The 22763-nt window shown below is 64.2% G+C and carries 22 protein-coding genes; 13 read left to right on the forward strand and 9 right to left on the reverse strand.

The window, feature by feature from the left end; all coding sequences use genetic code 11:
- Nucleotide 1 precedes the first annotated feature (1 nt).
- Nucleotides 2-1480, forward strand: a complete 1479-nt coding sequence (locus tag L879_RS0115935) for a mannitol dehydrogenase family protein (RefSeq protein WP_027316992.1) — start codon at nt 2-4, stop codon at nt 1478-1480.
- 4 nt (nt 1481-1484) lie between these two features.
- Here L879_RS0115935 and L879_RS21905 read toward each other — a convergent pair whose 3' ends face one another.
- From L879_RS21905 to L879_RS0115950, 3 genes are all read right to left on the reverse strand, one after another.
- Nucleotides 1485-1907: an SET domain-containing protein gene (locus L879_RS21905; protein ID WP_051435354.1), complete on the reverse strand. Its 423-nt coding sequence runs from the start codon at nt 1905-1907 to the stop codon at nt 1485-1487.
- Nucleotides 1908-2204: 297 nt separating this feature from the next.
- Entirely contained in the window at nt 2205-2591 is a 387-nt protein-coding gene (locus tag L879_RS0115945; protein WP_027316993.1) for a response regulator, read from the reverse strand.
- A gap of 166 nt (nt 2592-2757) precedes the next feature.
- A complete protein-coding gene (locus L879_RS0115950; RefSeq protein ID WP_027316994.1) occupies nt 2758-3813 on the reverse strand; it encodes an LLM class flavin-dependent oxidoreductase in 1056 nt (351 codons plus the stop codon).
- A 496-nt stretch (nt 3814-4309) separates the two neighbouring features.
- Here L879_RS0115950 and L879_RS0115955 point away from each other — a divergent pair, with 496 nt between their 5' ends.
- A complete protein-coding gene (locus L879_RS0115955) occupies nt 4310-4849 on the forward strand; it encodes a cold-shock protein (protein ID WP_051435355.1) in 540 nt (179 codons plus the stop codon).
- Nucleotides 4850-4895: 46 nt separating this feature from the next.
- On the opposite strand, the gene L879_RS0115960 is transcribed toward L879_RS0115955, so the two are convergent.
- On the reverse strand, nt 4896-5630 hold the full coding sequence (locus L879_RS0115960) for a PhoH family protein (protein WP_027316996.1): 735 nt from the start codon (nt 5628-5630) through the stop codon (nt 4896-4898).
- 483 nt (nt 5631-6113) lie between these two features.
- Between L879_RS0115960 and L879_RS0115965 the strand changes: the two genes are divergently transcribed.
- Nucleotides 6114-7076, forward strand: a complete 963-nt coding sequence (locus L879_RS0115965) for a ribokinase (protein WP_368086325.1) — start codon at nt 6114-6116, stop codon at nt 7074-7076.
- Here L879_RS0115965 and L879_RS0115970 read toward each other — a convergent pair.
- The 3 genes from L879_RS0115970 to xylB form a co-directional block, all read right to left on the reverse strand.
- Complete coding sequence (locus L879_RS0115970; protein WP_035459842.1) at nt 7067-8323, reverse strand: AGE family epimerase/isomerase; 1257 nt, start codon at nt 8321-8323, stop codon at nt 7067-7069. The genes L879_RS0115965 and L879_RS0115970 overlap by 10 nt on opposite strands.
- A gap of 17 nt (nt 8324-8340) precedes the next feature.
- Nucleotides 8341-9291 carry a carbohydrate kinase family protein gene (locus tag L879_RS0115975; protein WP_027316999.1) on the reverse strand — a complete coding sequence of 317 codons (951 nt, stop codon included), beginning with the start codon at nt 9289-9291 and terminating at the stop codon, nt 8341-8343.
- Between the two features lie 129 nt (nt 9292-9420).
- Complete coding sequence (gene xylB, locus L879_RS0115980; protein WP_027317000.1) at nt 9421-10899, reverse strand: xylulokinase; 1479 nt, start codon at nt 10897-10899, stop codon at nt 9421-9423.
- A 179-nt stretch (nt 10900-11078) separates the two neighbouring features.
- Between xylB and L879_RS0115985 the strand changes: the two genes are divergently transcribed.
- The 3 genes from L879_RS0115985 to L879_RS0115995 all read left to right on the forward strand — a co-directional run bounded on the left by L879_RS0115985 (nt 11079) and on the right by L879_RS0115995 (nt 13317).
- Nucleotides 11079-11795 carry a sigma-70 family RNA polymerase sigma factor gene (locus L879_RS0115985; RefSeq protein ID WP_027317001.1) on the forward strand — a complete coding sequence of 239 codons (717 nt, stop codon included), beginning with the start codon at nt 11079-11081 and terminating at the stop codon, nt 11793-11795.
- A 197-nt stretch (nt 11796-11992) separates the two neighbouring features.
- On the forward strand, nt 11993-12760 hold the full coding sequence (locus tag L879_RS0115990; protein WP_027317002.1) for a sulfite exporter TauE/SafE family protein: 768 nt from the start codon (nt 11993-11995) through the stop codon (nt 12758-12760).
- A gap of 125 nt (nt 12761-12885) precedes the next feature.
- Nucleotides 12886-13317 (forward strand): hypothetical protein, encoded by a 432-nt coding sequence (locus tag L879_RS0115995; RefSeq protein WP_027317003.1) that lies wholly within the window; start codon nt 12886-12888, stop codon nt 13315-13317.
- Between the two features lie 74 nt (nt 13318-13391).
- On the opposite strand, the gene L879_RS0116000 is transcribed toward L879_RS0115995, so the two are convergent.
- A complete protein-coding gene (locus L879_RS0116000) occupies nt 13392-13685 on the reverse strand; it encodes a hypothetical protein (RefSeq protein ID WP_035459844.1) in 294 nt (97 codons plus the stop codon).
- Between the two features lie 191 nt (nt 13686-13876).
- Between L879_RS0116000 and L879_RS21910 the strand changes: the two genes are divergently transcribed.
- The 3 genes from L879_RS21910 to L879_RS0116015 all read left to right on the forward strand — a co-directional run bounded on the left by L879_RS21910 (nt 13877) and on the right by L879_RS0116015 (nt 16840).
- Nucleotides 13877-15586: an ArnT family glycosyltransferase gene (locus L879_RS21910; RefSeq protein ID WP_035459848.1), complete on the forward strand. Its 1710-nt coding sequence runs from the start codon at nt 13877-13879 to the stop codon at nt 15584-15586.
- Nucleotides 15587-15740: 154 nt separating this feature from the next.
- Complete coding sequence (locus L879_RS0116010; protein WP_027317005.1) at nt 15741-16475, forward strand: glycosyltransferase family 2 protein; 735 nt, start codon at nt 15741-15743, stop codon at nt 16473-16475.
- Nucleotides 16475-16840, forward strand: coding sequence for a lipid-A-disaccharide synthase N-terminal domain-containing protein (locus L879_RS0116015; RefSeq protein WP_027317006.1), 366 nt, complete (start codon nt 16475-16477; stop codon nt 16838-16840). The genes L879_RS0116010 and L879_RS0116015 overlap by 1 nt, the downstream gene beginning before the upstream one ends.
- A 25-nt stretch (nt 16841-16865) precedes the next feature.
- Here L879_RS0116015 and metC read toward each other — a convergent pair whose 3' ends face one another.
- Nucleotides 16866-18062, reverse strand: coding sequence for a cystathionine beta-lyase (gene metC, locus L879_RS0116020; protein ID WP_027317007.1), 1197 nt, complete (start codon nt 18060-18062; stop codon nt 16866-16868).
- 227 nt (nt 18063-18289) lie between these two features.
- On the opposite strand from metC, the gene L879_RS0116025 reads away from it, so the two are divergent.
- The 4 genes from L879_RS0116025 to L879_RS0116040 form a co-directional block, all read left to right on the forward strand.
- Nucleotides 18290-19309 (forward strand): amino acid ABC transporter substrate-binding protein, encoded by a 1020-nt coding sequence (locus tag L879_RS0116025; protein ID WP_027317008.1) that lies wholly within the window; start codon nt 18290-18292, stop codon nt 19307-19309.
- A 140-nt stretch (nt 19310-19449) separates the two neighbouring features.
- A complete protein-coding gene (locus tag L879_RS0116030) occupies nt 19450-20661 on the forward strand; it encodes an amino acid ABC transporter permease (RefSeq protein ID WP_051435357.1) in 1212 nt (403 codons plus the stop codon).
- Between the two features lie 9 nt (nt 20662-20670).
- Entirely contained in the window at nt 20671-21990 is a 1320-nt protein-coding gene (locus tag L879_RS0116035) for an amino acid ABC transporter permease (RefSeq protein ID WP_027317010.1), read from the forward strand.
- Nucleotides 21991-22068: 78 nt separating this feature from the next.
- Nucleotides 22069-22763 (forward strand): amino acid ABC transporter ATP-binding protein (locus L879_RS0116040; protein WP_438268225.1); only part of this gene is annotated, 695 nt, incomplete at its 3' end.

Consider the following 22763-nt stretch of genomic DNA (forward strand, 5'->3'; position numbering starts at 1 on the left):
GATGAGAAAGCGTTTGAACGAGGCCGCGCTCTCCAGCCTTCCCGCCGGAATCCGGCGGCCGGACTACGACAGGAGTGCGGTTTCGACGGGGATCGTACATCTCGGCGTCGGAGCGTTCCACCGGGCCCACCAGGCTGTTTACACCGACGATGTGCTGGCAGCTGATCCGCGATGGGGCATCGTCGCGGCGAGCCTGCGCAGCCCGGACACCTTCGAGGCCCTCGATCCGCAGCAGGGCCTCTACACCCTGTCGGTGCGCTCGCAGGAGGGGGAGGCGCTCCGGGTGATCGGGGCGATCCGCCGCGTCATTGTCGCTCCGCGAGCGAGCGACAGCCTCCTCGACGTGATGACCAACCCCGCCACACGCATCGTCACGCTGACGGTGACGGAGAAGGGTTATTGCCACGATCCGGCGACCGGGGCCCTGAACGAGAAGCATCCGGACATCGTGCACGATCTCACCTATCTGAAAATCCCACGGTCGGCGCCGGGCTTCATCATCGAGGCGCTGCGCCGCCGCCGCGCGGCCGGGGACCCACCCTTCACGGTTCTCTCCTGTGACAATCTCCCCTCCAATGGGCGCACGGTGAACCGGGTCCTCACCCGTATGGCCGAGCTGGTCGATCCCGAGCTCGGCCGCTTCGTGGCCGAGCAGGTATCCTGTCCTTCGACCATGGTCGACAGGATCGTGCCGGCGACGAGCGATCAGGATCGCGAGCGGATCGGACAGGCCCTCGGCGTCCAGGATGCCTGGCCGGTCGTGACCGAACCTTTCACCCAATGGGTGATCGAGGACCATTTTCCGCTGGGCCGCCCGCCCTGGGAAAAGGCGGGGGCGGAGTTTGTCGGCAATGTCGAGCCCTATGAGCACATGAAGCTCAGGCTCCTGAACGGGAGCCATTCGACACTGGCCTATCTCGGCTATCTTTCCGGCTATGAAACCGTCGCGGACGCCATGGGCGATCCGTCCTTCGTCCGCCTGATCCAGGGGCTCATGGACGATGAGGTCGCTCCCACGCTCCACATGCCGCCGGGGGCGGATCTGTCATCATACAAGCGCGCGCTGATCGAGCGATTCAAGAACCCGGCCCTCAAGCACCGCACATGGCAGATCGCCATGGATGGATCGCAGAAGTTGCCCCAGCGCCTGCTCGGGACCGTTCGCGACCGTCTTCTCGTGAACGCACCCATCGGGCGGCTATCGCTGGGGGTGGCTGCCTGGATGCGCTATGTCACCGGCGTCGACGAGAAGGGGGCGCCCATCGACGTGCGCGATCCCATGGCGCCTCGTCTGCGGGAGCTGGCCGAGCGCTCCGAGGGTTCTGCCGAGCGCCTCGCTCGTGAACTTTTCGCGGTGCGTGAAATCTTCGGCGATGATCTGCCTCAGGATCCGCGCTTCACCACAGCCGTCACAGCGAACCTGACAAAGCTCTATGAGACGGGCGCGAAACGGACCGTTGCTGAGTTCAGGCCGGATTGACCCCTCAAAGGCTTTCCGCCTTCGCGCGCTTGCGCAAGCAGGACCGGCACCGGCAACCGAACGGCTTGATGAAGGTCTCGAAATAATTCTTGCCGTAGTTATAGGTGATCTCGTCGCCGGGTTTGATCCGCTTGATGGCCTTGATGCGAATTCTGCCCCTGGAGACGGTCGCCTCGGCATTCGGGCGGCAGGAATGATTGATGTAGCGCGCCGTGTTCCATCGCGGCGAACCGTCGATGGTCCAGCGGTCGTTGATCTCGAAGAGGTACCGCGTGTTCCGGCGCCGTTGAACCTCCTCGTTCGTGATCCGAGGGCCGACATACTCGATGATGAAGGTTCCTTTTTCGATCGCATCCGTCGCGAACAGGCCAAGGCCGGTTTCCGATCGTCCGATGCGAAACGGGCCATCTGGCGTTTTGGCATTCATAATCTCAAGTCGCTCCCGGGCATTCTGGGCCGTACTGCCGTGTCATGGGCAAGGTCGTCGGAGTTCTAAATGGGACACGGCACGACCTTCTCCAGATCGCGCGATCGATTCCCCAGTTTCGTGATGAGATTCATCCCAAGCCTGTAACGGCTTGCCGACGGCGTTTGCCGATTCAGGCGGATATCGGATGAGTGCGCCTTTTGTCGAGATGGAATCGCCTAGCGCGATCCTTCGCGTCACCGTGAAAGACACGTCGCAAGAGGAATCCGAAAGAGGCCTTTCTTCGGAGCCGATGCTTCAGACGACTTCGGATGTATCTGAGGTCCCGGCGAGGGATTTGCGGAGCGTTTGAGCGAAGTGATCGTAGGAAAACGGCTTCGAGAGAGTCGGGCATCCGCGAAAGCGTTCGGGGAGGGCGCGGAAATCGTAGCCCGTCGAGAAGATGAAGGGAATGCCGCGGAACCGCAGGACATCGGCGACCGGAAAGACGACCGATCCATCGACATTGATATCGAGAAGTCCAACATCGATTTCCGCCTGCAGGGCGAGAGTCAGGGCATGGTCCAGCCGCGCAGCGGGGCCAACGATTTCGCATCCGAAATCGAGAACCATGTCCTCGATGAGCATCGAGATCATGGCCTCGTCTTCGACGATCAGGACTCGCTTTCTCTGACCTTCAAGCATAGCCCCTCCAATCGGGAAGGCGCGTCATATAGCGCCTTGCGAACGTCGTTTTTCGAATCGGCTTTGCCCAGTCTAAGCGAAGTTCCCAGCCCGATTCACTATCCTAGGTTATAAAAAAACAGCTTATCGTAGCCCCCCAGACGAATCGAAGTAAAGGCCCGCCCCTTTACGCAGGCGCGACGGCGTTCTTGCGTGCGATCTCCGCCCGAACGACCGGAGCGACTTTGGTGCCCATGAGCTCGATGGAACGCATGATCTGCCGGTGCGGCATGGTGCCGACGCTGAACTGCGCCAGATAGCGATCATGACGGAAAAGTTCGTGCTGGAACAAGATCTTGTCGATCACTTCCTGCGGGCTGCCCACGGCCAGCGCTCCACGGGGCTCGCGCATGGCGTCGAATTGCGGTCGGGTGGTGGGCGGCCACCCCCGTTCGCGCCCGAGCTGGGTCATCACCTGGGCATAGGCGGGAAAGAACTCGTCCGCCGCCTGTTGGGACTCGTCGGCGATATAAGCGTGGGTGTTGATGCCGACCTTGAGCGTTGACGGATCGCGCCCGGCGCGTCTTGCCGCCTCTCGGTAAAGCGACACGAGCGGAACGAAACGCTCCGGTTGCCCGCCGATGATCGCAAGCGCCAGCGGCAGTCCCAGCGCGCCTGCGCGCGCCACCGACTGAGGCGTTCCGCCGACCGCGATCCAGACCGGGATAGGGTCCTGGACCGGGCGGGGATAGACCGGTTGGTCCGTCAGCCCGGCCCGATGCCGTCCCGACCACGTGACACGCTCCTGGTTCCGGATCTTCAGGAGGAGATCGAGCTTTTCGGCAAAGAGCGTGTCGTAATCCTCAAGATCGTAGCCGAAAAGCGGGAAGGATTCGATGAAAGAGCCGCGTCCGGCCATGATTTCCGCGCGTCCGGCGGATAGGAGGTCGAGGGTCGCGAATGACTGAAACACACGCACCGGATCGTCCGAGCTGAGCACCGTCACGGCGCTCGTCAGGCGGATCCGTTTCGTCCGCTCCGCGGCAGCCGCGAGAACGACGGCCGGCGCGGAGACCACGTAATCGGGCCTGTGGTGCTCGCCCAGGCCGAAAACGTCGAGGCCGACCTGATCGGCCAGCTCGACTTCTTCAAGGAGGTCGCGCAGGCGCTGGGCGGGAGAGAGCATATACCCGGTGGCGGGATCCCTGGTCAGCTCGCCGAAAGTATAAACGCCAAGTTCCATAAGGGCCGCCCTCGCATCCCATCAGCCGCCAAGGCTATATCAGGCAAGGGGCCGGAATGCACAGACCGTGTCCGTCCGAGGCGGGGTCGTCCGTGCCGCGGCCTTTCGATCAGGGCATCCGCCCATGGGGCCTATCATTCTCCGTGCAGTGCGAATGACACCGTAATCCATGCCCTGGGTGAATGTTGCGGACGTCAATCGATAGTCATTATGTCCTAGATGCAATGATGGATGGGCAGAAAACGGGGAATTGGACTGCACAATCCGTATTAGCCGCCGTTTTGGGACCTTGCGTGAAATGTTTAGGTATGAGTAGTTATCGTCTTGCTCTCAATGGTTGAGGGCGCTACGCCTATGGCGTTTACGAAACTTGAGACTTTAGAAGGCAGTCCTGATGGGCCGGGGAAATGATCACCGTGATCGCCGACGTCAATTTGGCGGTCAACCCGAAGATCACTGGGGCGATTTCGCTCCGCCAACATCTTATGAACGGCCCATGCGGCAGACTTCCTACCCGGCCTCGGGACCCGAGACCGAGGCACGGGTGAAGTGGTTCAATCCCGAGAAGGGTTTCGGATTCGTCGAAATGACCGACGGTTCCGGCGAGGCGTTCCTGCATATCCGGCAGGTCGAGGCTGCGGGCTATTCCGCCCTCGAATCCGGCACGACCCTGGTCATCCGGGTCGGTGCGGGCCAGAAAGGGCCGCAGGTGCAGGAAATCGTCAGCGTTGACGCCAGCACCGCCGAACCGGAGCCGCCGCGCGCCCCACGTCCGGTTCGTCCGGCCCGCCCGACGGGTCCGGCCGGTCCCCGGCCGGTCAGCGGTCCGCCGGAGGTGCCCGCCACCGTGAAGTGGTTCGACCCCGTGAAGGGCTACGGCTTCGTGTCCGTCGAGGGTGAGAGCAAGGACCTTTTCCTGCACATTTCCGTCGTCGAGCGCGCCGGCCTCGGCCAGCTCGATCAGGGTCAGGCCGTCCGCGTCGCCATCGTCGATGGCCGCAAGGGTCCCGAAGTCGGCGCCATCGAGCTGGCCTGAGGCTCTTAGCTTCCTTCACTGATGAAAACGATCCGGGTCCACTGCGTCAGCAGTGGACCTCCTCGAATGCGCGCACCCACATCTCGCACAAGCCCGACCGCACGATGTCGTTGAGCGTGAACTCGATGATCGGAACGGGCAGCATCTGAGACTTGATCAGGTGGATGACCGTGCGAAGACCCGATGTCTCGCGCAGGTCGCACTGGCTCACATCCCCATTGATCACCACCGTGCAATCCTCTCCGATCCGGGTGAGGAAGGTTTTCATTTCGGCCGGAGTCGCGTTTTGCGCCTCGTCCAGAAGAATGAAGGCATCGCGCCAGGACCGTCCGCGCATGACCTCGAAGGGAACCATCTCGATATCGCCGTTCTTGACCGCGATGTCGTAGGCAGCCGTGCCGATGCGCTCCTTGATGGCCTCGATGACCGGGGCGGCCCAAGGTCCGAACTTTTCCTCGAGACTGCCCGGGAAAAAGCCGAGCGAGCGGCCGCTTGGGACGTTGGGTCGGGTGAGAATGATCTTGCGGATGCGCCTCTGGCGGAAAAGGTCGGCGGCGTAGGTCGCCGCGATCCAGGTCTTGCCGGTGCCCGCGGGGCCGAGCACCACGATCTGTGGGTTGCGTTTCAAGGCGTCGAGATAATCGTCCTGCGTTGCATTGAGGGGCTTGATCGGCGGAGGGTTGCGCTCGGCCTGGAACTTGGATCCGGTGAGGTCGAAGACCTGCGCTGTTTCAAGGGAGCGGCGGGTCTTGCGTCTCTGCTTCTCATGATGCTTGCTCAATGACCAACTCCGGGTTTCGAAACTGCGCAGAGGTACTACCCAGGGGCCGCGCAGAGGCGTCTGGGGTGGAAACTTGCGATCGACACGGGGATGCGAGAGCGAGTGGCTGCGGGCGGTGAATTTCCGCGATCCAGAGAAAGAGGATCAGCCTGCCTGCCCATCAAAGCCTGTTCTGCTACCTACGCGAGGTAAACTATCTTTGATTCTCATGACAGTTTACCGCTGCTACGCCTGCCTGCGAGTCAAATGTTGAGGCACTCTGCTTGGTTCCCGGGCATGATCCCTTCAGGAGGTGCAGGGGGAATTAAGCTGTGGATGGTTTTTTTTGAACCATGGCGCGGTGAGCCGGATCGGGTTCGCCTTCAGGACGGCGCCGAACCTCGAAATGGACTGTCCCACCATGCGAGAGCAATTCAAGCGGCCCTGGCGGGGGAGCGGTGATCTCATGAGATCTCGCCAAGTTCGGATGACGAATGGTAAGGAATGCGCCTCCATAAAGGGCAGGGCGGCATGATCGTCATTTTCGGTTCCATCAACATGGATCTCGTCGCACGGGTCCAGCGGATCGCCAGGCCGGGCGAAACCGTTCTGTCGCGCCGGGCGGACAGCTTCTTCGGCGGCAAGGGGGCCAACCAGGCGGTCGCCGCCGCGCGTACCTGCCGGGGCGGGTCGGTGCGCGTCGCCATGGCCGGTGCCGTCGGCCACGACCCTTTCGGAAACGCGTGCCTGAGGAACCTGGAGGAGAACGGCGTCGATATCCGGGCCGTCCGGGTCACGGATGAGCCGACCGGCTGCGCGTTCATCACGGTCGACGCGTTGGGAGAGAACGCCATCACCGTCGCGAGCGGCGCCAACATGGCGCTTCGTTCCGCCGACCTGCCGGACAGCCTTTTGTCCAAGGCCCGCGTGCTGGTTCTTCAGATGGAAGTGTCCCTGTCCGAGAATTTCGAGGTCGCGGCAAGGGCGCGCCGGGCGGGGGTGAAGGTCATCTGGAACTTCGCGCCGGTTCCGCCGGTCAAGGACCGTTCGGGCATGGCCGAACTCCTGGAGGTCACGGACATGCTCGTCGTGAACGAGCACGAGGCGCTGGCGATTGCCGAGATCGCGGGCCTATCGACCGGAAGCGACTATCTCACGGCGGCGGCCGCCCTTGCCCGCGACTTCGGGCCGACCTGCATCGTCACGGCCGGGGCGCAGGGCGCTTATGCCGTCTCCCGCGACGGGAGGCAGATCCATGCCTCCGCCCGCCCGATTGCGCCGGTCGATACGACGGGTGCAGGAGACACTTTCGTGGGCGTCTTCGCCAGCGGCCTTGCCGAGGGAATGGAGATCGCCAGCGCCATGAATTGGGCCTGCGCCGCAGCGTCCCTATCCTGCCTCACAGCCGGAGCGCAGTCCGGAATGCCCCTGAGGGATGCGCTGGAGCGCCACCTCGCTCAGTCCTGAGCAAGCGATTCCGGGATGACCCTGGTCAGGCTGCCGGTCGCCGGGAAGAGCGGGATCAGGCAGGCTTGCAGCGCGTGATAGAGATCGGGCTTGCCGGAGAACAAGGTCGCTCCGGGCTTCAGGTCTGCGGTGAGTTCCGGCCGCCATCCTCCGTTGTGCCGGTCGATCAGGTAACGGTCGGCGAAGCCCCAGAAAGTGCGATACCATTGTTCGTGCATATCGCTCGGGCAGTGCTCGCTCAGGAAGGCCGCCGCGCCGATGGCCTCCGCGCAGGGCCACCAGAGCTTCTGCGGCAGCCTCGGCTCGTCGTTCCAGTCGAGAGCGTAGAAGAACCCGCCCTTGTCCCTGTCCCACCCCAGCGCGACGGCTTGCCGGAACAACGCGCGGGCGGCCTCGGGTATCCACGCGTGACGGCGTCCGCCGAGAACCCAGAGCTGGAGCAAGAGCCTCGCCCATTCCAGCCAGTGACCCGGCGTCGTGCCGAAAGGGCGAAACATGTCATGGCCGCGATAGTCCCTGTCGAGGCTCCAGTCGGCATCGAAGTGCTCGGCGACCCGATACCCGAGAGACGCGGCATGGCGGCCGATGATGAGGCCAGCGATGCGCTCGGCCTTGTCGAGATAGGCGCGTTCGCCCGTCGCCTCGAAGGCGGCCATCAGGGCCTCCGTCAGGTGCATGTTGGAGTTCTGGCCGCGATATTGGCTCAAGGGCTGCCAGTCGCGGGAGAATTCCTCCGTCACTGCTCCGTGCCGCTCCTCCCAGAAGCGCTCCTCCAGAACCTGCGTGACATCCTGCAGCATGCGGTCCGCCAGAGGGTGCCCCACCACCTTCGCGCTCGAAGCGGCGAGCAGCACGAAGGCATGGCCATAGGCCTGCTTGGTGTCGTCCTTGGGGCCATCGTCGTCCAGCGACCAGACATAGCCGCCGTTCAGCGCATCCCGATGGGCGTTCCAGAGATAGCTCATGCCGTGATCCACGACCGCGTCGCAGCCGGGCCGCCCGAGCAGGATGCCGATGGCGAAGCAATGCACCATACGCGTGGTGCAGTGAATCTGACGGACGGGATTGACGACATCGAGGGGGCGCCCCTCATCGTCGAGATCGAAGAAGCCTCCTGCCGGGTTGATGGCGGCGTATTGAAAGAAGTCGAACAGGCGGCTTGCCTGTTCGAACAGCCATTGCCGATGAAAACGGTTGGAGCGCCAGGACATGCCGAGTGGAGGGAGGATGGGCTGGGCTTGCGTCATGGAATTGTCCCTCGCGATCAGGAGCGTGCGGCCATGAAGCGCTCGACCTCCGCCCAGGAAGGCGGGTTGGCGCCGCGCCGCGTGCAGACGATGGCGGCGGCCGCCGCCGAGAAATCGAGGGCTGCCGTGACCTGAGCCCCGCTCAGTCCCGCAATGCCCCGAGGCGTGAGCCAATCCTTGGCATCGAGCCAGGAGAGGAGGGCGGCGTGGAAGGTATCGCCCGCGCCGACGGTATCGATCACATCGACCCTCGGAGAGGCTCGCTCCACCACCTTGTCCCCGAAGAGAGCGAGCAGGCCCTTCTCGCCGCGCGTGACAATGACGAGCTTCGGGCCGCGCCGGAGCCAGTCTCGGGCCACCGCTTCGAGATCCTGCGTGGAATAGAGCAGCGCGATGTCCTCGTCGCTCGCCTTCACGATGTCGGCATGGGCCAGCAGGCGCTCGAACCGTTCCCGGTAGGCTCCGAGATCCCCGACCACGCGCGGCCTGACATTGGGATCGAGCGAGATGACGCGCGATCCCGCCTCCCGTCGCAGAAGGGTTTCGATGGCGGTCGCGATGGGCTCGACGCCGAGCGCATAGGAGCCTGCGGCGATGGCCTTCACATCCGCAGGCAAAGCGGCGGGCAAGGCTTCCGGCGTGAGGGCGCGGTCCGCGCTGTTCGGGGCGTAGAAGGAGTAGTTCGGCTGTCCTGAGGAACCTGTCGCAACGACGCTGAGCGTCGTGACGTTCGGACAGCGTTGGATATAGGACGAGCTGACGCCGGCCTCGGCGAGCTTCCTGGCCAGAAACTCGCCGAAGACATCCTCCGACAGGGTGGACAGGAAGGCCGCGGACCGACCGAGATGCCCGATCCCGATGGCGACGTTGAAGGGCGAGCCGCCAGCCACGGCCTCGGCGGGAAAGCCTGCCGGCACAGCGGTCCCGATGAACAGATCGATCAGGGCTTCACCCGTCACCAAGATCATAGGAAAGCTCCTGACGCGGTCCTATCGCGATACGAAGAAGGGATCGTGCTTAAGCAGCACGGGACGGCCCGGAATCCAAGAGGCTTTATCCAAGAGGCTTCGGCGTTTCCTCGGCGTGAGCCATCGACGTCATTCCATCGCAAGGCGCGCGAATTCCGGCTTGATGGCCCGGTACAGGCTGCGGAAGGATTCAATCCTTGGGGCGTAGAGCTCCACGAGAGACGGCTCAGGCTCAACCGTCTCCAGAACACCGGGAGGCAGGCAAACGGCCTCCGGCGATTCTCCCGTGACCGCCAGCCGCGCCAGCCGCGACGCGCCGAAGGCAGGCCCCTTGTCGCCGCCTTCGTAGCGAGCCAGGGGAACATTCAGCACGCTTGCGAAGATTCTCGCCCAGAGCGCGCTGCGCGAGCCGCCGCCGATCATGCCCGCAGCGGCAAGGGGCGTACCGGCCCGAGACAGACACTCCTTGGCATCGGCGAAACTGAAGGCGACACCTTCGAGAACCGCCTGTACCAGATCCGTCTGACGGGTTTCGGGCGACAGGCCGAAGAACACGCCGCGCGCATGAGGGTCGTTGTGAGGCGTCCGCTCTCCGGCGAGATAGGGCAGGAAGAGAAGGCGGGACGGCTCGCGAAAGCCAGCCTCGACGTCCTGCAGCAACGCGCCGATGTCGCGCTTCAGGAGATGGGCCGCCCAGGCCAGGCAGCTCGCTCCATTCAGCATCGCCGCCATCTGGAACCACCGCCCAGGCAGCGCGTGACAGAAGGAATGGACCAGGGATTCCGGGGCCGGGCTGAATTCCCGTGTGGTCGCGAAAAGTTGCCCGGATGTGCCGAGCGATATGAAGGCCGCTCCATCCGCGATGGCGCCCAGGCCTACCGCACCGGCCGCGGCGTCGCCTGCGCCGCCTGCGACGGGGACATCGCCGCGCATGCCCCATCTTCGGGCGATCCCGGCTAGGAGCGTCCCAGAAGCCTGCGAGCCTTCCACGAGGCGCGCCATGTGATCGCGGGTCAGACCCGTAGCGGAAAGAGCCGCATCGGACCAGTCGCGGCGGGCTTCGTCTAGCCACCATGTGCCCGCCGCATCGGACAGGTCCGTCACCATGGACCCGGTCAGCTTTAGGCGGATATAGTCCTTCGGCAGAAGGACCTTGCGGACGGCGCGAAATGTTTCCGGCTCATTCCGGGCGAGCCAGAGGAGCTTCGGCGCCGTGAAGCCGGGCATCGGGATCACGCCCGCGGCGCGGGAGAGTTCGGGATGCCTTTCGCCGAGGTCGCGCGCCTCGCGGAAGGAGCGCCCGTCGTTCCAGAGAATGGCGGGGCGGAGAGGGCGGCCGGTCCCGTCGAGCAGCACTGCGCCGTGCATCTGTCCCGCAAGGCCGAGGCCGCGCACGTCGGCGAGGGCGGCAGGGGCCTCGGCATGGAGCCGGGCCATGGCCGCCTGCACCGCTTGCCACCAAGCCTCGGGGTCTTGCTCCGACCACAGCGCATGCGGACGTGACACCTCGAGAGGAATGGCTGCTTCCGCGACGGTCCTTTGCCCCTCGTCCACGAGAATGGCCTTCACCGCCGAAGTGCCGACATCGATGCCGAGATAGTGAGCCACCCTTACGCTCCCGATCGTTCGCCATGGTTTCGCCATGACTTTTTGAGGCTATAGCTCAGTCCCGTCGCCGCCGCATCGTCCTGCGGCAGGCTCGGCCATGAAAGCATCTCGGAAAAAACTCTTGGTCGATATGTCGCCCGGATATTTAAATGCCGCAGGTCCGCCCCACATAATCCGGCATGTCCGAGAAATCCAAGAACCACTCCGAGTTGCCCCATTCCGAAGCTCCTCATTCGGCAGCTGCGCTGAGCGCCGCCGTAAGGCTGCATCTCGGAAAGCAGTTGCGTGCCCTCTATGGCGATCCCGCCCAGGATAAGCTCCCGCGCGATCTCGCACGCCTTGCCGAGCGCGTGGCCCAGGTCATCCGTGCCCATACGGAGCCGGTCGACCAGGAGTTCGTCAACGGCGTGATGGAAGCGCTGCCGAACCTGCGCGCCTTCGCCCTCTCGCTGACCGGAAAGGTCGACCAGGCAGAGGACCTCGTTCAGGATACGGTGCTCAAGGCGCTCACCAAGCAGGATACTTTTGAGGCCGGCACGAACCTGCAGGCCTGGCTCTTCACGATCCTGCGCAACGGCTTCTACTCCACGCACCGGAAGACCAGCCGCGAGGTCGAGGACGGCGATGGGACGCATGCCGCCAGCATGGTCGCAATCCCCGACCAGGAGGACAAGCTGGCGCTTCAGGATCTTTCCAGCGCCCTCGACAAGCTGCCGCAGGAGCAGCGCGAGGCGATCATCCTGATCGGCGCCGAGGGCATGTCCTACGAGGATGCCGCGGAGGCTTTGGGCGTCAAGGTCGGAACGATCAAGAGCCGCGTGAACCGCGCCCGCAACCGCCTCGCTGAGCTGATGGGCACGACCAGAACCGACCACGACCACTCGGCGACCGCCTGACGGTTCCGCCGCGCCGCTTGCCTTCCGAAAATCGAGCATCGGGTCCGAAAGCCATTCCCCTTTCGGATCCGATGCTCTATGCGTCCGCTCCATCACCACGAGCAGACGCATCGCTCTTCCCGCTTCTGAATCCTGCAGCCTGACGGCGGCGGCTCCGGATGAGGCATGGGCGGCTGCCTAAGGGGTTGTTCTGGGGCATGTCGCTTGTCGAACTGATCGGGTTTCTGGCGCTCACGGGAGCCGCCGCCTATATCCAGACCCTCACGGGTTTCGCCTTCGGGCTGATCACCATGGGCGGCGTCGGTCTTACCGGCGTGCTCTCGCTCCCCGACGCCGCGATGATCGTGAGCGTGCTCACCTTCGTCAATGCCTCCCAGATGCTCCTGAAAGGCTGGCGCGAGGTCGCCTGGCGGCAGTTCCGCCTCGTGATGCTGACGAGCCTTCCCATGATCTTCGTCGGCTACGGCATGCTGGAATGGCTCTATGGCACGCGCGCGGATCTTCTTCGCCTGATCCTCGGGCTCGTCATCATCGCCTCGAGCCTGCAGCTCGCCCTGAAGCCCGAACCGCTCGCCAGGAGATCGAGCGACGGTTCGTTCCTCTTCTTCGGCACGATCGGCGGATTCATGGGCGGGCTCTTCTCGACCGCTGGGCCGCCGCTCGTCTATCACTTCTACCGGCAGCCCATGCCGCAGGTGATGGTGCGCGAAACCCTGGTGTCGATCTTCGCGCTCAACGCCGTCTTCCGAACCAGCCTCGTGACCTTCTCCGGCAACCTCCCGTCCCTGTCGACGCTGACGGGCCTCCTCGCCATTCCTGTGGTCATCGGCGCGACCCATGCCGCCCGCCGCTGGCCGCCTCCAATCTCCCCGGCCACGATGCGCCGGGTCGTGTTCGTCCTGCTGTTCCTGTCGGGCGTGTCCCTGGGCGCTCCGGCCGTCATTCATATGCTGAAGGCGCTTTGATGCCGCGGCGGCCTGCTCAAAATATCAGCACTCCCGGACGGCACGCTCGCGAACTTTTGCGCGGGCATCACGGTTGAGCCTCCAGCTGGTGGGCTCGAAACCGCTCTTCCGCCAAGGAGGGGAGCATGGAACACAGGCCTCTGTCCGAACTCAGCCATGTCGCCGATCTGCAGGTTCCCGATGACGTCAAGGCGCCGGTCCTGTCGAAAAGGGAGCGCCTCGACCGCTGGATCGAACTTCTCGAGCGGGCACCCGACCGGGAACTGAAAACCCTCGATGAAATCGAATGGAAGCCCAGGGCCCAGCGCCTCGCCCTGCGAGCGGATGGATCCGCCCTCACGGTGGCTTATGCGGACCCGGTCCTCCGCCGGGCAGGGCTACGCAGCGACACATTCGGAGACGCAGTCGATTTCTTCCAGATCTCCGAGCACGACGCGCATATCGTCCTGTGCTCCTGCCATGGCGGTGAAGCCATGCGCGCCGATGAGGCGGCTCGCCGCGTGCGCGGAATCCGCTCGCCGAGCCTCTGGGCTCTCTATTTCGGCTGGTTCCGATAGGAATGCCGGTCCCGGATCATGGTCCGCCCGGAGAGGGGCGGGCCGCCGGGGCCCGTCGAACCGCGGCAAAAGGCTCAGAGACGGTTCTCATAGCGATCGCGAAGGCGTTCCATCTCGCGCCGGAGGGCTTCCAGGCCGCGGGAAAATTCCCGTGCCATGTTCTCCATCACCCCCGTGCTCGCCGCGACATCCGGGCAATCGATGGCTCCGTCCCGGCGATGGCGGTGCGCGATGCCGCCCTGTGGAGTGAGCAGGTAGGCGCAGCCCGTCTCCTCGTCCCGCCAGACCACGGGGCGGTCAAGGGCCGCAGCCGGAGCCGCCGACAGCAGCAGAAGGGCGACACCGCACCAGCGGGCGGACCTGTTCATGGCTTTTCCTCCAGACTTCGAGCCGATCATTCAGGCAATGCCGGCGCGATCATGCCTGTTCCTCGGGGCGTGCCGCTACCTTCCGTCAATTTGACTTCCCGCCGGGATTGGGGGACATGAGCCCGCTTGATCGACCTGTGCCTTTGGGAGAATCCTGCCGGCACGACGGCTTTCCCGCCCCGGAGTGATTGATGGACGGCTCTATCCCGCAGCATCGGGTGTCCTTTCGCCACTTTTCCATTGACCGGCTGACGAGCGTCGTCGAGCGGAGCCATGCCCGCATCTGCGCCGTTCTCGTGCTGCTTTCCCTGGTCTGCTTTCTGCCGGGCTTCACCACGCTCCAGCCCATGGACCGGGACGAGCCGCGCTACGCTCAAGCTTCCAAGCAGATGCTGGAGACGGGCGATTTCGTGGATATCCGGTTCCAGGACGAGGCCCGGCACAAGAAGCCGGTCGGCATCTACTGGATGCAGAGTGCCAGCGTCGCCATGGGGCAGGCCTTCGGCGTGCCGGAGGCGCGGACGACCATCGCGCTGTACAGGATACCTTCCCTGTTCGGCGCTATCGCCGCCGTCCTGCTGACCTATTGGGCGGCGCTGGCCTTTTTCGGCAGGCGAGGGGCGTTCCTGACCGCCGCCCTGATGGCCACCTGCGTGATCCTCATGGTGGAGGCGCGGCTTGCCAAGACCGACGCCATGCTGACGGCCTGTTCCGTCGCGGTCATGGGCGGGCTCGCGCGGGCTTACCTGAGCCGGGGCGCCGGAACCCTGCCCCGGCGGGCGCTGCTGATCTTCTGGACCGGCTTTGCCTTGGGAATTCTCATCAAGGGCCCCCTGGTCCTGATGTTCGCCGGGTTCGCGGCTGCCATCCTGTCCTACAAGGAGCGCTCGGCCCGCTGGCTCCTGAGCTTGCGGCCCTGGCTCGGCCTGGTCTTCACGCTCGCCGTCGTCCTGCCCTGGTTCATCGCCATCGCCATCAAGAGCGGCGGCGCCTTCTTCGCGGCCTCGGTGGGGCAGGACATGCTCGGCAAGGTCGGGACGGCGCAGAAATATCATTGGGCCCCGCCCGGTTTCTATCTGCTCTCCTTCTTCGCCACGTTCTGGCCCGGCGCCATCCTGGCGGCCATTGCGGTGCCCTTCGCCTGGAAGCACCGCCGCGAGGAGCCGGTGGCCTTCGCCCTTGCCTGGATCGTGCCGTCCTGGATCGTCTTCGAGGCCGTGCCGACGAAGCTGCCGCATTACACCCTGCCGCTTCTGCCCGCGGTCGCGATCGTCACGGTCATGGCCATCTCGCGGCATTTCGTAGGGCCGCACCGGCCGGCGGCCAAGCTGGCGACTATTTTGATCCCGTTCATTCCCGTGGGCCTCACCGTCGGCCTGTCGGCGGTCGCTTGGTCCTTCGACGGATTGCCGCCTTTCAGGGCGCTGCCGGCCCTCCTCGCAGCCTCGCTCCTGTCCCTCTGGGCCTGGTGGCTCTTCGCGAAGAACCGGATGGTCCCCACCCTGTGGGCGAGCTTCGTCGCCTCGGCCTTCCTCGCCATCGGCGTCTTCGGCTTCGCACAGCTCGACCTGCGCTCCCTCAAGATCTCGGACCGTCTGGCGGAAGCCGCCCGCAACGTGTCCTGCGAAAACCCGCAGGTCGCCACCCTGGGCTACCGCGAGCCCAGTCTCGTGTTCCTGGTCGGCACCACGCTCGACATGGTGGATACCGGGGCCGAGGCCGCGGCCTTCCTGCGCCGGGGCGGTTGCCGGGTGGTCTTCGTCGACAAGCGCTTCGAGGGGGATTTCCGGGCCGAAAACGAGCGCCTGAAGCAGGAGCCGGAACTCACGACCCGGATCAACGGGTTCAATATCAACAGCGGAAAGCGGGTCGATATCGCGGTCTATGCGGTGGGCTCTTAAGGGGCGTGCTTCAATAGGCCCGGTGTCGCCGAAGCGTGGTATTCCGGCCGTCGGAAGGCTAAGGCCGGCCTCGAAAGGAATTCCACTTTCGGGTCCGATGCTTTAGAGGCTGCAAAACTTGCTTTGAGGGGTGGCCAGCATTGGCCCTGGATGGATGACGAACCTTTCGCCGAGCCCGCGCATCAGCGTCGTGGTGCCAGTCAAGAACGAAGCTCTCAACATCCTCCCCCTGGTCGAGGAAATCGAGCGGTCCTGCGCGCCGCTGGCCCCGTTCGAGGTGATCTATGTTGACGACGGCTCGACCGACGACACCGCGCAGCAGGTTCTGAGCGCCCGCGCGACCCGGCCCTGGCTGCGTCTCGTGCGGCACGAAGCGAGCTGCGGCCAGAGCGCAGCCGTCCGGACGGGGGTGCAGGCCGCCCGCGGCCCCATCGTGGCGACCCTCGACGGGGATGGCCAGAACGACCCGGCCTTCATCCCGCAGATGGTGGCGGCTCTGGACGATCCGGCGGTTGCCCTGGTCGCCGGGCAGCGGGTGGGCCGCAAGGACGGCACCTACAAGAAGTGGCAGTCCCGCATCGCCAACAATGTGCGCGGGCGGATCCTGAAGGACGGAACGCGGGACACGGGGTGCGGGCTCAAGGTTTTCCGACGGGACGTCTACCTGCGCCTGCCTTATTTCGATGCCCTGCACCGCTTCATGCCGGCCCTCGTAAAGCGCGAGGGCTACCGGATCGCCCATGTGGACGTGGTCGACCGGCCCCGCCATGCGGGCCGCTCCAATTACGGGATGTTCGACCGCCTGTGGGTCGGCATCCTTGATTTAGCCGGAGTCTGGTGGTTGATCCGCCGCCGCCGCCGCGTTCCCATGGCTCAGGAAATCGTCTGATGTTGATGCGTCTTTCCCACGATCTGGGACTCTATTTCTACGATCTGGTCGTTGCCCGGTTCGATCTGTGGGCCGCCTTCGGCGTGCTCGCCCAGTTCGTGTTCGGGGCGCGCTTCCTCGTGCAGTGGATCGCGAGCGAAAAGGCGGAAAAGAGCGTGATTCCGATGGGCTTCTGGTTTCTGTCCATCGCAGGAGGCATCATGACCATGATCTATGGCTTTGCCCGGCGCGATATCGTCATCATCCTGCCTCAGGCCCTGTCGATCTTCATCTACATCCGCAACTTGATGCTCATCTCGAAGGCCAAGAAGAAGGCCGGGGGCATGGTGGCCTCCGGCTCCGAGGTCGAGGCTTCGGCAGGGTAGTCTCCGCCGAAGCCAGGAAACGATGTCAGGCGGCCTTGGCGTCCGCTTCCCGCAGCCGGGCAAAACCGGCGTCGAGGTCCCGCTTCAGATCGTCCAGATCCTCCAGCCCGATATGGAAGCGCAAGGCATGACCGCCCGGCTCCCACTTGGTGGCCGTGCGGTAGGTGGCGCAGTTGAAGGGAATCACGAGGCTCTCGAACCCGCCCCAGGAATAGCCCATGCCGAAGAGGGCGAGCCCGTCGAGCATGGCCGCCAGGGCCCGGTCGGAGCAGGGTTTCAGAATGATCGAGAACAGGCCGGAAGAGCCTTTGAAGTCCCGCTTCCAGATCGCATGACCCGGATCGCTCTCGAGCGCCGGGTGAAGCACCTTGGCAACTTCGGGGCGGGCTTCGAGCCAGCGGGCCATGTCGAGCGCCTGCCGTTCATGCTCCCGGAGGCGCAGCGCCATGGTGCGCAGGCCCCTCAAGCCCAGGAAGACGTCCTCCGGGCCAGGGCACATGGCAAAGGCATCGTAGGTCTCGCGCAGCTGCTTGAAACAGCGCTCGTTGGCCGAGACCATGCCCAGGAGCAGGTCCGAGTTGCCGCTCAGATATTTGGTTCCCGCCTCGATGGCGATGTCCACGCCCCGCTCATGAGGGGGGAAGAGCAGGGGAGTCGCCCAGGTATTGTCCATGAGCACGACCGCGCCATAACGGTGCGCCACCTCGGCGATGGCCGGGATGTCCTGCATCTCGAAGGACTGTGAGCCCGGCGCCTCGGTGAACACGGCGGCCGTGTTCGGGCGCATCAGGGCTTCGATGCCCGCGCCGACATGCGGGTCGTAATAGGTGGTTTCCACACCAAATTTCTTGAGGATGCCGTTACAGAACTGCCGTGTGGGCAGGTAGACGGAGTCCGTCACCAGAAGATGGTCCCCGCTCTTGAGGCAGGACATGAGGGCCAGCGTGACCGCCGCGAGCCCCGACGGGGCCAGGACCGTTCCCGCGGCCCCGCTCAGTTCCGTCCATGCGGTTTCGAGGGAGTTGGTGGTCGGAGTGCCTTTGGTTCCATAGGTATAGCGCCCGCGCCGGTGCATCAGGTCGTCGGTCGAGGGGTAGAGCACCGTGGAGCCGCGATAGATCGGCGTGTTCACGAAGCCATGCTGCTCGAAGGGCTCGCGGCCGGCATGGACGAGGCGGGTACGTTCGGAGACGTTTTGGGGCTTTGGGGGGAGTTTTGACATCGCTACAAGGGCTTGATGAGGAGGGCCCCGATCTGAAACCGCTCGGCCGCTGGCGTCAAGACGGGCAGGAATTGCCTTCCATCAAGACTTGACCGGTGATCAATCATTGAATTTGATGGATGCGATACCGTCTCACTCGAGGCGGTGCGGAACGGTCTAACCGGGGCTCGTCTGGGGGGTACAACCAGAATCCGGCGGGTCTTCGTACAGTGGGAGAACATAGCAACATGAAAAAGGCTCTCGTATCGATTGCCTTCGGTCTGACTGCCAGCCTGTTCGCCACGGGCGCTTCGGCCCAGGCGACGCTTGCCAGCGTGAAGCAGAAGGGCTTTCTGACCTGCGGCTCGAACACGGGTCTTGCCGGCTTCGGCCAGCCTGACGCCCAGGGCAACTGGACCGGCCTCGACGTCGACCTCTGCCGCGCCATCGCAGCCGCGATCTTCGACGATCCGACCAAGGTTCGCTTCATCCCGCTCGCCGCCAAGGACCGCTTTACCGCGCTCCAGTCGGGTGAGGTGGACGTGCTGTCCCGTAATTCCACCATGACGATGTCGCGCGACACGCAGCTCGGCCTCGACTTCCCGGCCATCAACTACTACGACGGCCAGGGCTTCATGGTCCGCAAGAAGCTCGGCGTTTCCTCCGCCAAGGAGCTGAACGGCGCCTCGATCTGCACCCAGCAGGGCACCACCACCGAGCTCAACCTCGCCGACTACTTCCGTGCCAACAACATGAAGTACGAAGTGGTGGCCTTCGCGACCTCGGACGAGACGTTCAAGGCCTATGATGCCGGCCGTTGCGACGCCTTCACCACGGACGCTTCGGGCCTCTATTCCGAGCGTCTGCGCGCCTCGGCTCCGGACGATCACATCGTTCTGCCCGAGATCATCTCCAAGGAGCCGCTCGGCCCGGCCGTCCGTCACGGCGACAACCAGTGGGGCGATATCGTCCGCTGGACGCACATGGCCATGCTCAACGCCGAAGAACTCGGCGTGACCAAGGCCAATGTCGAGCAGATGAAGAACTCCGACAACCCGGAGATCAAGCGTCTTCTCGGCACGGAAGGCAAGTTCGGCGAGGCGACCGGCCTGACGAACGACTGGGCTGTCCGCATCATCAAGCACGTGGGCAACTACGGCGAGGTCTTCGAGAAGAACGTGGGCGAAGGTTCGCGCCTGAAGATCAAGCGCGGCCAGAACGCGCTCTGGACGAAGGGCGGATTGCAGTACGGCATTCCGGTCCGCTAAGCGTTCCGCTATCAGGGGCGCCCGGAACATCCGGGCGCCCTCATCAAAAGAAGAAGAACAAAAAAGCCGCCCGTTCATGGGATCGCTAAGAGCATGAACAGGGAGGACGGCCGGGCATAAAATATAAAAGCCGTCAGAGGATGAACTCAGTGCAGACCATTGCCAGCCAGACATCGCCTCCTAAGAAATCTTTTCTGTACGATCCGAAGGTTCGTGGAATTTTCTATCAGGTCGTGCTCGTCGCCGCGATCGTCTTCCTGTTCTATGTCGCTGCGACCAATGCCATCGAGAACCTGCAGCGCGCCAAGATCGCCTCTGGCTTCGGATTTCTCAGCAACACGGCCGGATTCGACATCAGCCAGACGCTGGTTCAGTTCAGCGCGGCGGGCGGAAGCTATGGCGACGCCTTCCTCGTCGGTCTCCTGAATACCCTGATCGTCTCGGCCATCGGCATCGTCTTTACGACCATTCTCGGCTTCCTCATCGGCATCGCCCGCCTGTCCAGGAACTGGATGGTGGCCAAGGTCGCCATGGTTTATGTCGAGGTCCTGCGCAATATCCCCCTGCTGGTCCAGCTGCTGTTCTGGTACATTGCGGTCCTCGGAGCCCTGCCGCAGCCGCGCAACTCCCTCGAGATGGGCGCGGGCTTCTACCTGAACTCGCGCGGCCTTTTCATGGCGCGGCCGATCTACGCGTCGGATGCGTGGGTCCTCATCGCGGTCTTGGCCGTCGGGCTCGTCGGCACCTTCGTATATCGACGGTGGGCGAGGAAGCAGCAGGAGCAGACCGGGCGGCAATATCCGGTCGGCAAGGTCACGCTTGCCCTGGTCCTCGGGCTGCCGGTCCTGACCTGGGTCCTGCTGGCCCTGGCGGGCGCCAACCCCGTCAGCTTCGAGCTGCCGCGCAAGGGCACCTTCAATCTCACGGGCGGGATGCAGATCCTGCCGGAATTCGTGGCGTTGCTCCTCGGCCTCGTGACCTACACCGCCGCGTTCATCGCCGAGGTCGTGCGCGCCGGCATCCTCGCTGTCTCGAAGGGGCAGACCGAGGCTGCGAGCTCCCTCGGGCTCACGCCGGGCCAGACCCTCCGGCTTGTCGTGATCCCGCAGGCCATGCGCGTCATCATTCCGCCGCTCACGAGCCAGTATCTGAACCTGACGAAGAACTCGTCGCTCGCCGTGGCCATCGGTTATCCGGATCTGGTGCAGGTCTTCATGGGAACCGTGCTCAACCAGACGGGCCAGGCCATCGAGGTCGTCGTCATCACCATGGGCGTGTATCTGACGATCAGTCTCGTGACCTCGTTCGTCATGAACATCTACAATCGCCGTGTGGCGATCGTCGAACGGTAGGAGATCTCCATGAACGCCACCGTCGATATTCCGCGCTTTGTCCGCGCCAAGCAGGTGGAGGCGCTGCCTCCTCCCAACCTTGCGCGCGGACCCATCGCCTGGATCAGGGAGAACCTGTTCTCCGGCCCCTTCAACACGATCCTCACGCTGGCCGTCTTCTACCTCCTTTATGTCAGCGTTCCGCCCCTGGTGAAATTCCTGTTCATCGATGCGGTCTGGACGGGGACCGACCGCGCCGCCTGCCGCGCCGATGCGGGCGGCAGTGAGAGCGGAGCCTGCTGGGCCTTCATCAGGGACAAGATCAACTACTTCGTCTACGGCTCCTACACGATATCGGAGCGCTGGCGGGTGAACATCTTCTTCGCCCTTCTCGCCCTGGGCGTCGTCTGGCTTCTGTGGCTCAAGGCGCCGCGGCGCGATCTGGGAGCCGTCTATTTCTTCTGGGTGTTCCCCGTCGCCGCCTACATCCTGCTCACGGGCGGCAACGCCGATTTCGGCGGCCGCTTCTGGCTCGGATTCGCGATCTTCGGCGCATTGCTGATCGCGCTCTTCGCCTTCGTAGCGGCTGTGCTGAAGACGTCGATGCGTCCGGCACTCCTTGTGGGCGGCGGAATCGTGGCGGTCATCGGCATCACGCTCGCCCTGGTCGATTTCGATTTTGGCCTCGCCCATGTGCCGACCTCCCTGTGGGGCGGCATCCTGGTCACTCTGCTGGTGGCGACGGTCGGCATCGTGGTGTCGCTGCCTTTCGGCATCGTGCTGGCCCTCGGGCGGCGCTCGAAGCTGCCGCTCGTGCGGCTCGCCTCGGTGGTCTTCATCGAGTTCGTGCGCGGCGTTCCGCTCATCACGGTGCTGATCATGGCGAACACGATGCTGCCGCTCTTCCTGCCCGGCGACATGACGGTCGACCGCCTGCTGCGTCCGCTCATCGGCACCGCTCTTTTCGCCTCCGCCTACATGGCCGAGGTGGTGCGCGGCGGCCTTCAGGCCATGCCGAAGGGCCAGTACGAGGGCGCGATGTCCCTGGGCCTCAACTACCCGCAGATGATGTCCCTCATCATCCTGCCGCAGGCTCTGCGGATCGTGATCCCCGGCATCGTGAACACCTTCATCGGCCTGTTCAAGGATACCTCGCTGGTCGCCATCGTCGGCATCTTCGATCTCGTGAAGACCATCGAGGCCTCGCGCATCGACCCGAACTGGGCCGCCCCCACGATCGGCATCACGGGCTATGCGTTTGCGGCCCTGTTCTACTTCATCTTCTGCTTTGGCATGTCGCGGTACTCGCTCGGGGTCGAGCGGCGCCTTGCGGCTGGTCAGAAACGGTAAGCATTCATGGCAACGACAATGTCAGCTCAGCACATTCCTCCCACGACGGCCGATTCCCAGGCCCAGCCCGCCATCCAGATGATCGACGTGCACAAGTGGTACGGCGAGTTTCATGTTCTGCGGGACATCAACCTGACTGTGCGCCGCGGCGAGCGCATCGTGATCTGCGGTCCGTCGGGCTCCGGCAAGTCCACGATGATCCGGTGCATCAACCGGCTCGAGGAGCACCAGAAGGGCCGCATCATCGTCGACGGCACGGAGCTGACCAACGATCTCAAGCGCATCGACGAGGTGCGCCGCGACGTCGGCATGGTGTTCCAGCACTTCAACCTCTTCCCGCACCTGACGATCCTGGAGAACTGCACGCTGGCTCCGATCTGGGTGAAGAAGATGCCCAGGAAGGAGGCGGAGGAGATCGCCATGCATTACCTGACCCGGGTCAAGATCCCCGAGCAGGCGAACAAGTATCCGGGCCAGCTCTCCGGCGGCCAGCAGCAGCGCGTGGCGATTGCCCGCTCGCTGTGCATGAGCCCGAAGATCATGCTGTTCGACGAGCCGACCTCGGCGCTCGACCCGGAGATGGTCAAGGAGGTGCTCGACACCATGGTGGGCTTGGCCGAGGAGGGCATGACCATGCTGTGCGTGACCCACGAGATGGGCTTTGCGCGGCAGGTGGCCGACCGGGTGATCTTCATGGATTACGGGCAGATCGTGGAGATGAACACCCCTGACGAGTTCTTCAGGAACCCGCAGCACGAGCGCACCAGGCTCTT

Origin of the sequence: Microvirga flocculans ATCC BAA-817 (genome assembly GCF_000518665.1) — a bacterium.
In the GTDB taxonomy this organism is placed as follows: Bacteria; Pseudomonadota; Alphaproteobacteria; order Rhizobiales; family Beijerinckiaceae; genus Microvirga; species Microvirga flocculans.

Coding starts and splice junctions, on each gene's coding strand:
- L879_RS21910 (WP_035459848.1), top strand. CDS start 13,877: ATGGACGGCTCTATCCCGCAGCATCGGGTGTCCTTTCGCCACTTTTCC.
- metC (WP_027317007.1), bottom strand. CDS start 18,062: ATGTCAAAACTCCCCCCAAAGCCCCAAAACGTCTCCGAACGTACCCGC.
- L879_RS0115935 (WP_027316992.1), top strand. CDS start 2: ATGAGAAAGCGTTTGAACGAGGCCGCGCTCTCCAGCCTTCCCGCCGGA.
- L879_RS0116030 (WP_051435357.1), top strand. CDS start 19,450: ATGAACTCAGTGCAGACCATTGCCAGCCAGACATCGCCTCCTAAGAAA.
- L879_RS0115950 (WP_027316994.1), bottom strand. CDS start 3,813: ATGGAACTTGGCGTTTATACTTTCGGCGAGCTGACCAGGGATCCCGCC.
- L879_RS0115975 (WP_027316999.1), bottom strand. CDS start 9,291: ATGATCTTGGTGACGGGTGAAGCCCTGATCGATCTGTTCATCGGGACC.
- L879_RS0116000 (WP_035459844.1), bottom strand. CDS start 13,685: ATGAACAGGTCCGCCCGCTGGTGCGGTGTCGCCCTTCTGCTGCTGTCG.
- L879_RS0116025 (WP_027317008.1), top strand. CDS start 18,290: ATGAAAAAGGCTCTCGTATCGATTGCCTTCGGTCTGACTGCCAGCCTG.
- L879_RS0116035 (WP_027317010.1), top strand. CDS start 20,671: ATGAACGCCACCGTCGATATTCCGCGCTTTGTCCGCGCCAAGCAGGTG.
- L879_RS0115970 (WP_035459842.1), bottom strand. CDS start 8,323: ATGACGCAAGCCCAGCCCATCCTCCCTCCACTCGGCATGTCCTGGCGC.
- L879_RS0115985 (WP_027317001.1), top strand. CDS start 11,079: ATGTCCGAGAAATCCAAGAACCACTCCGAGTTGCCCCATTCCGAAGCT.
- L879_RS0115995 (WP_027317003.1), top strand. CDS start 12,886: ATGGAACACAGGCCTCTGTCCGAACTCAGCCATGTCGCCGATCTGCAG.
- L879_RS0115990 (WP_027317002.1), top strand. CDS start 11,993: ATGTCGCTTGTCGAACTGATCGGGTTTCTGGCGCTCACGGGAGCCGCC.
- L879_RS0116015 (WP_027317006.1), top strand. CDS start 16,475: ATGTTGATGCGTCTTTCCCACGATCTGGGACTCTATTTCTACGATCTG.
- L879_RS21905 (WP_051435354.1), bottom strand. CDS start 1,907: ATGAATGCCAAAACGCCAGATGGCCCGTTTCGCATCGGACGATCGGAA.
- L879_RS0115945 (WP_027316993.1), bottom strand. CDS start 2,591: ATGCTTGAAGGTCAGAGAAAGCGAGTCCTGATCGTCGAAGACGAGGCC.
- L879_RS0116010 (WP_027317005.1), top strand. CDS start 15,741: ATGACGAACCTTTCGCCGAGCCCGCGCATCAGCGTCGTGGTGCCAGTC.
- L879_RS0115955 (WP_051435355.1), top strand. CDS start 4,310: ATGCGGCAGACTTCCTACCCGGCCTCGGGACCCGAGACCGAGGCACGG.
- L879_RS0115965 (WP_368086325.1), top strand. CDS start 6,114: ATGCGCCTCCATAAAGGGCAGGGCGGCATGATCGTCATTTTCGGTTCC.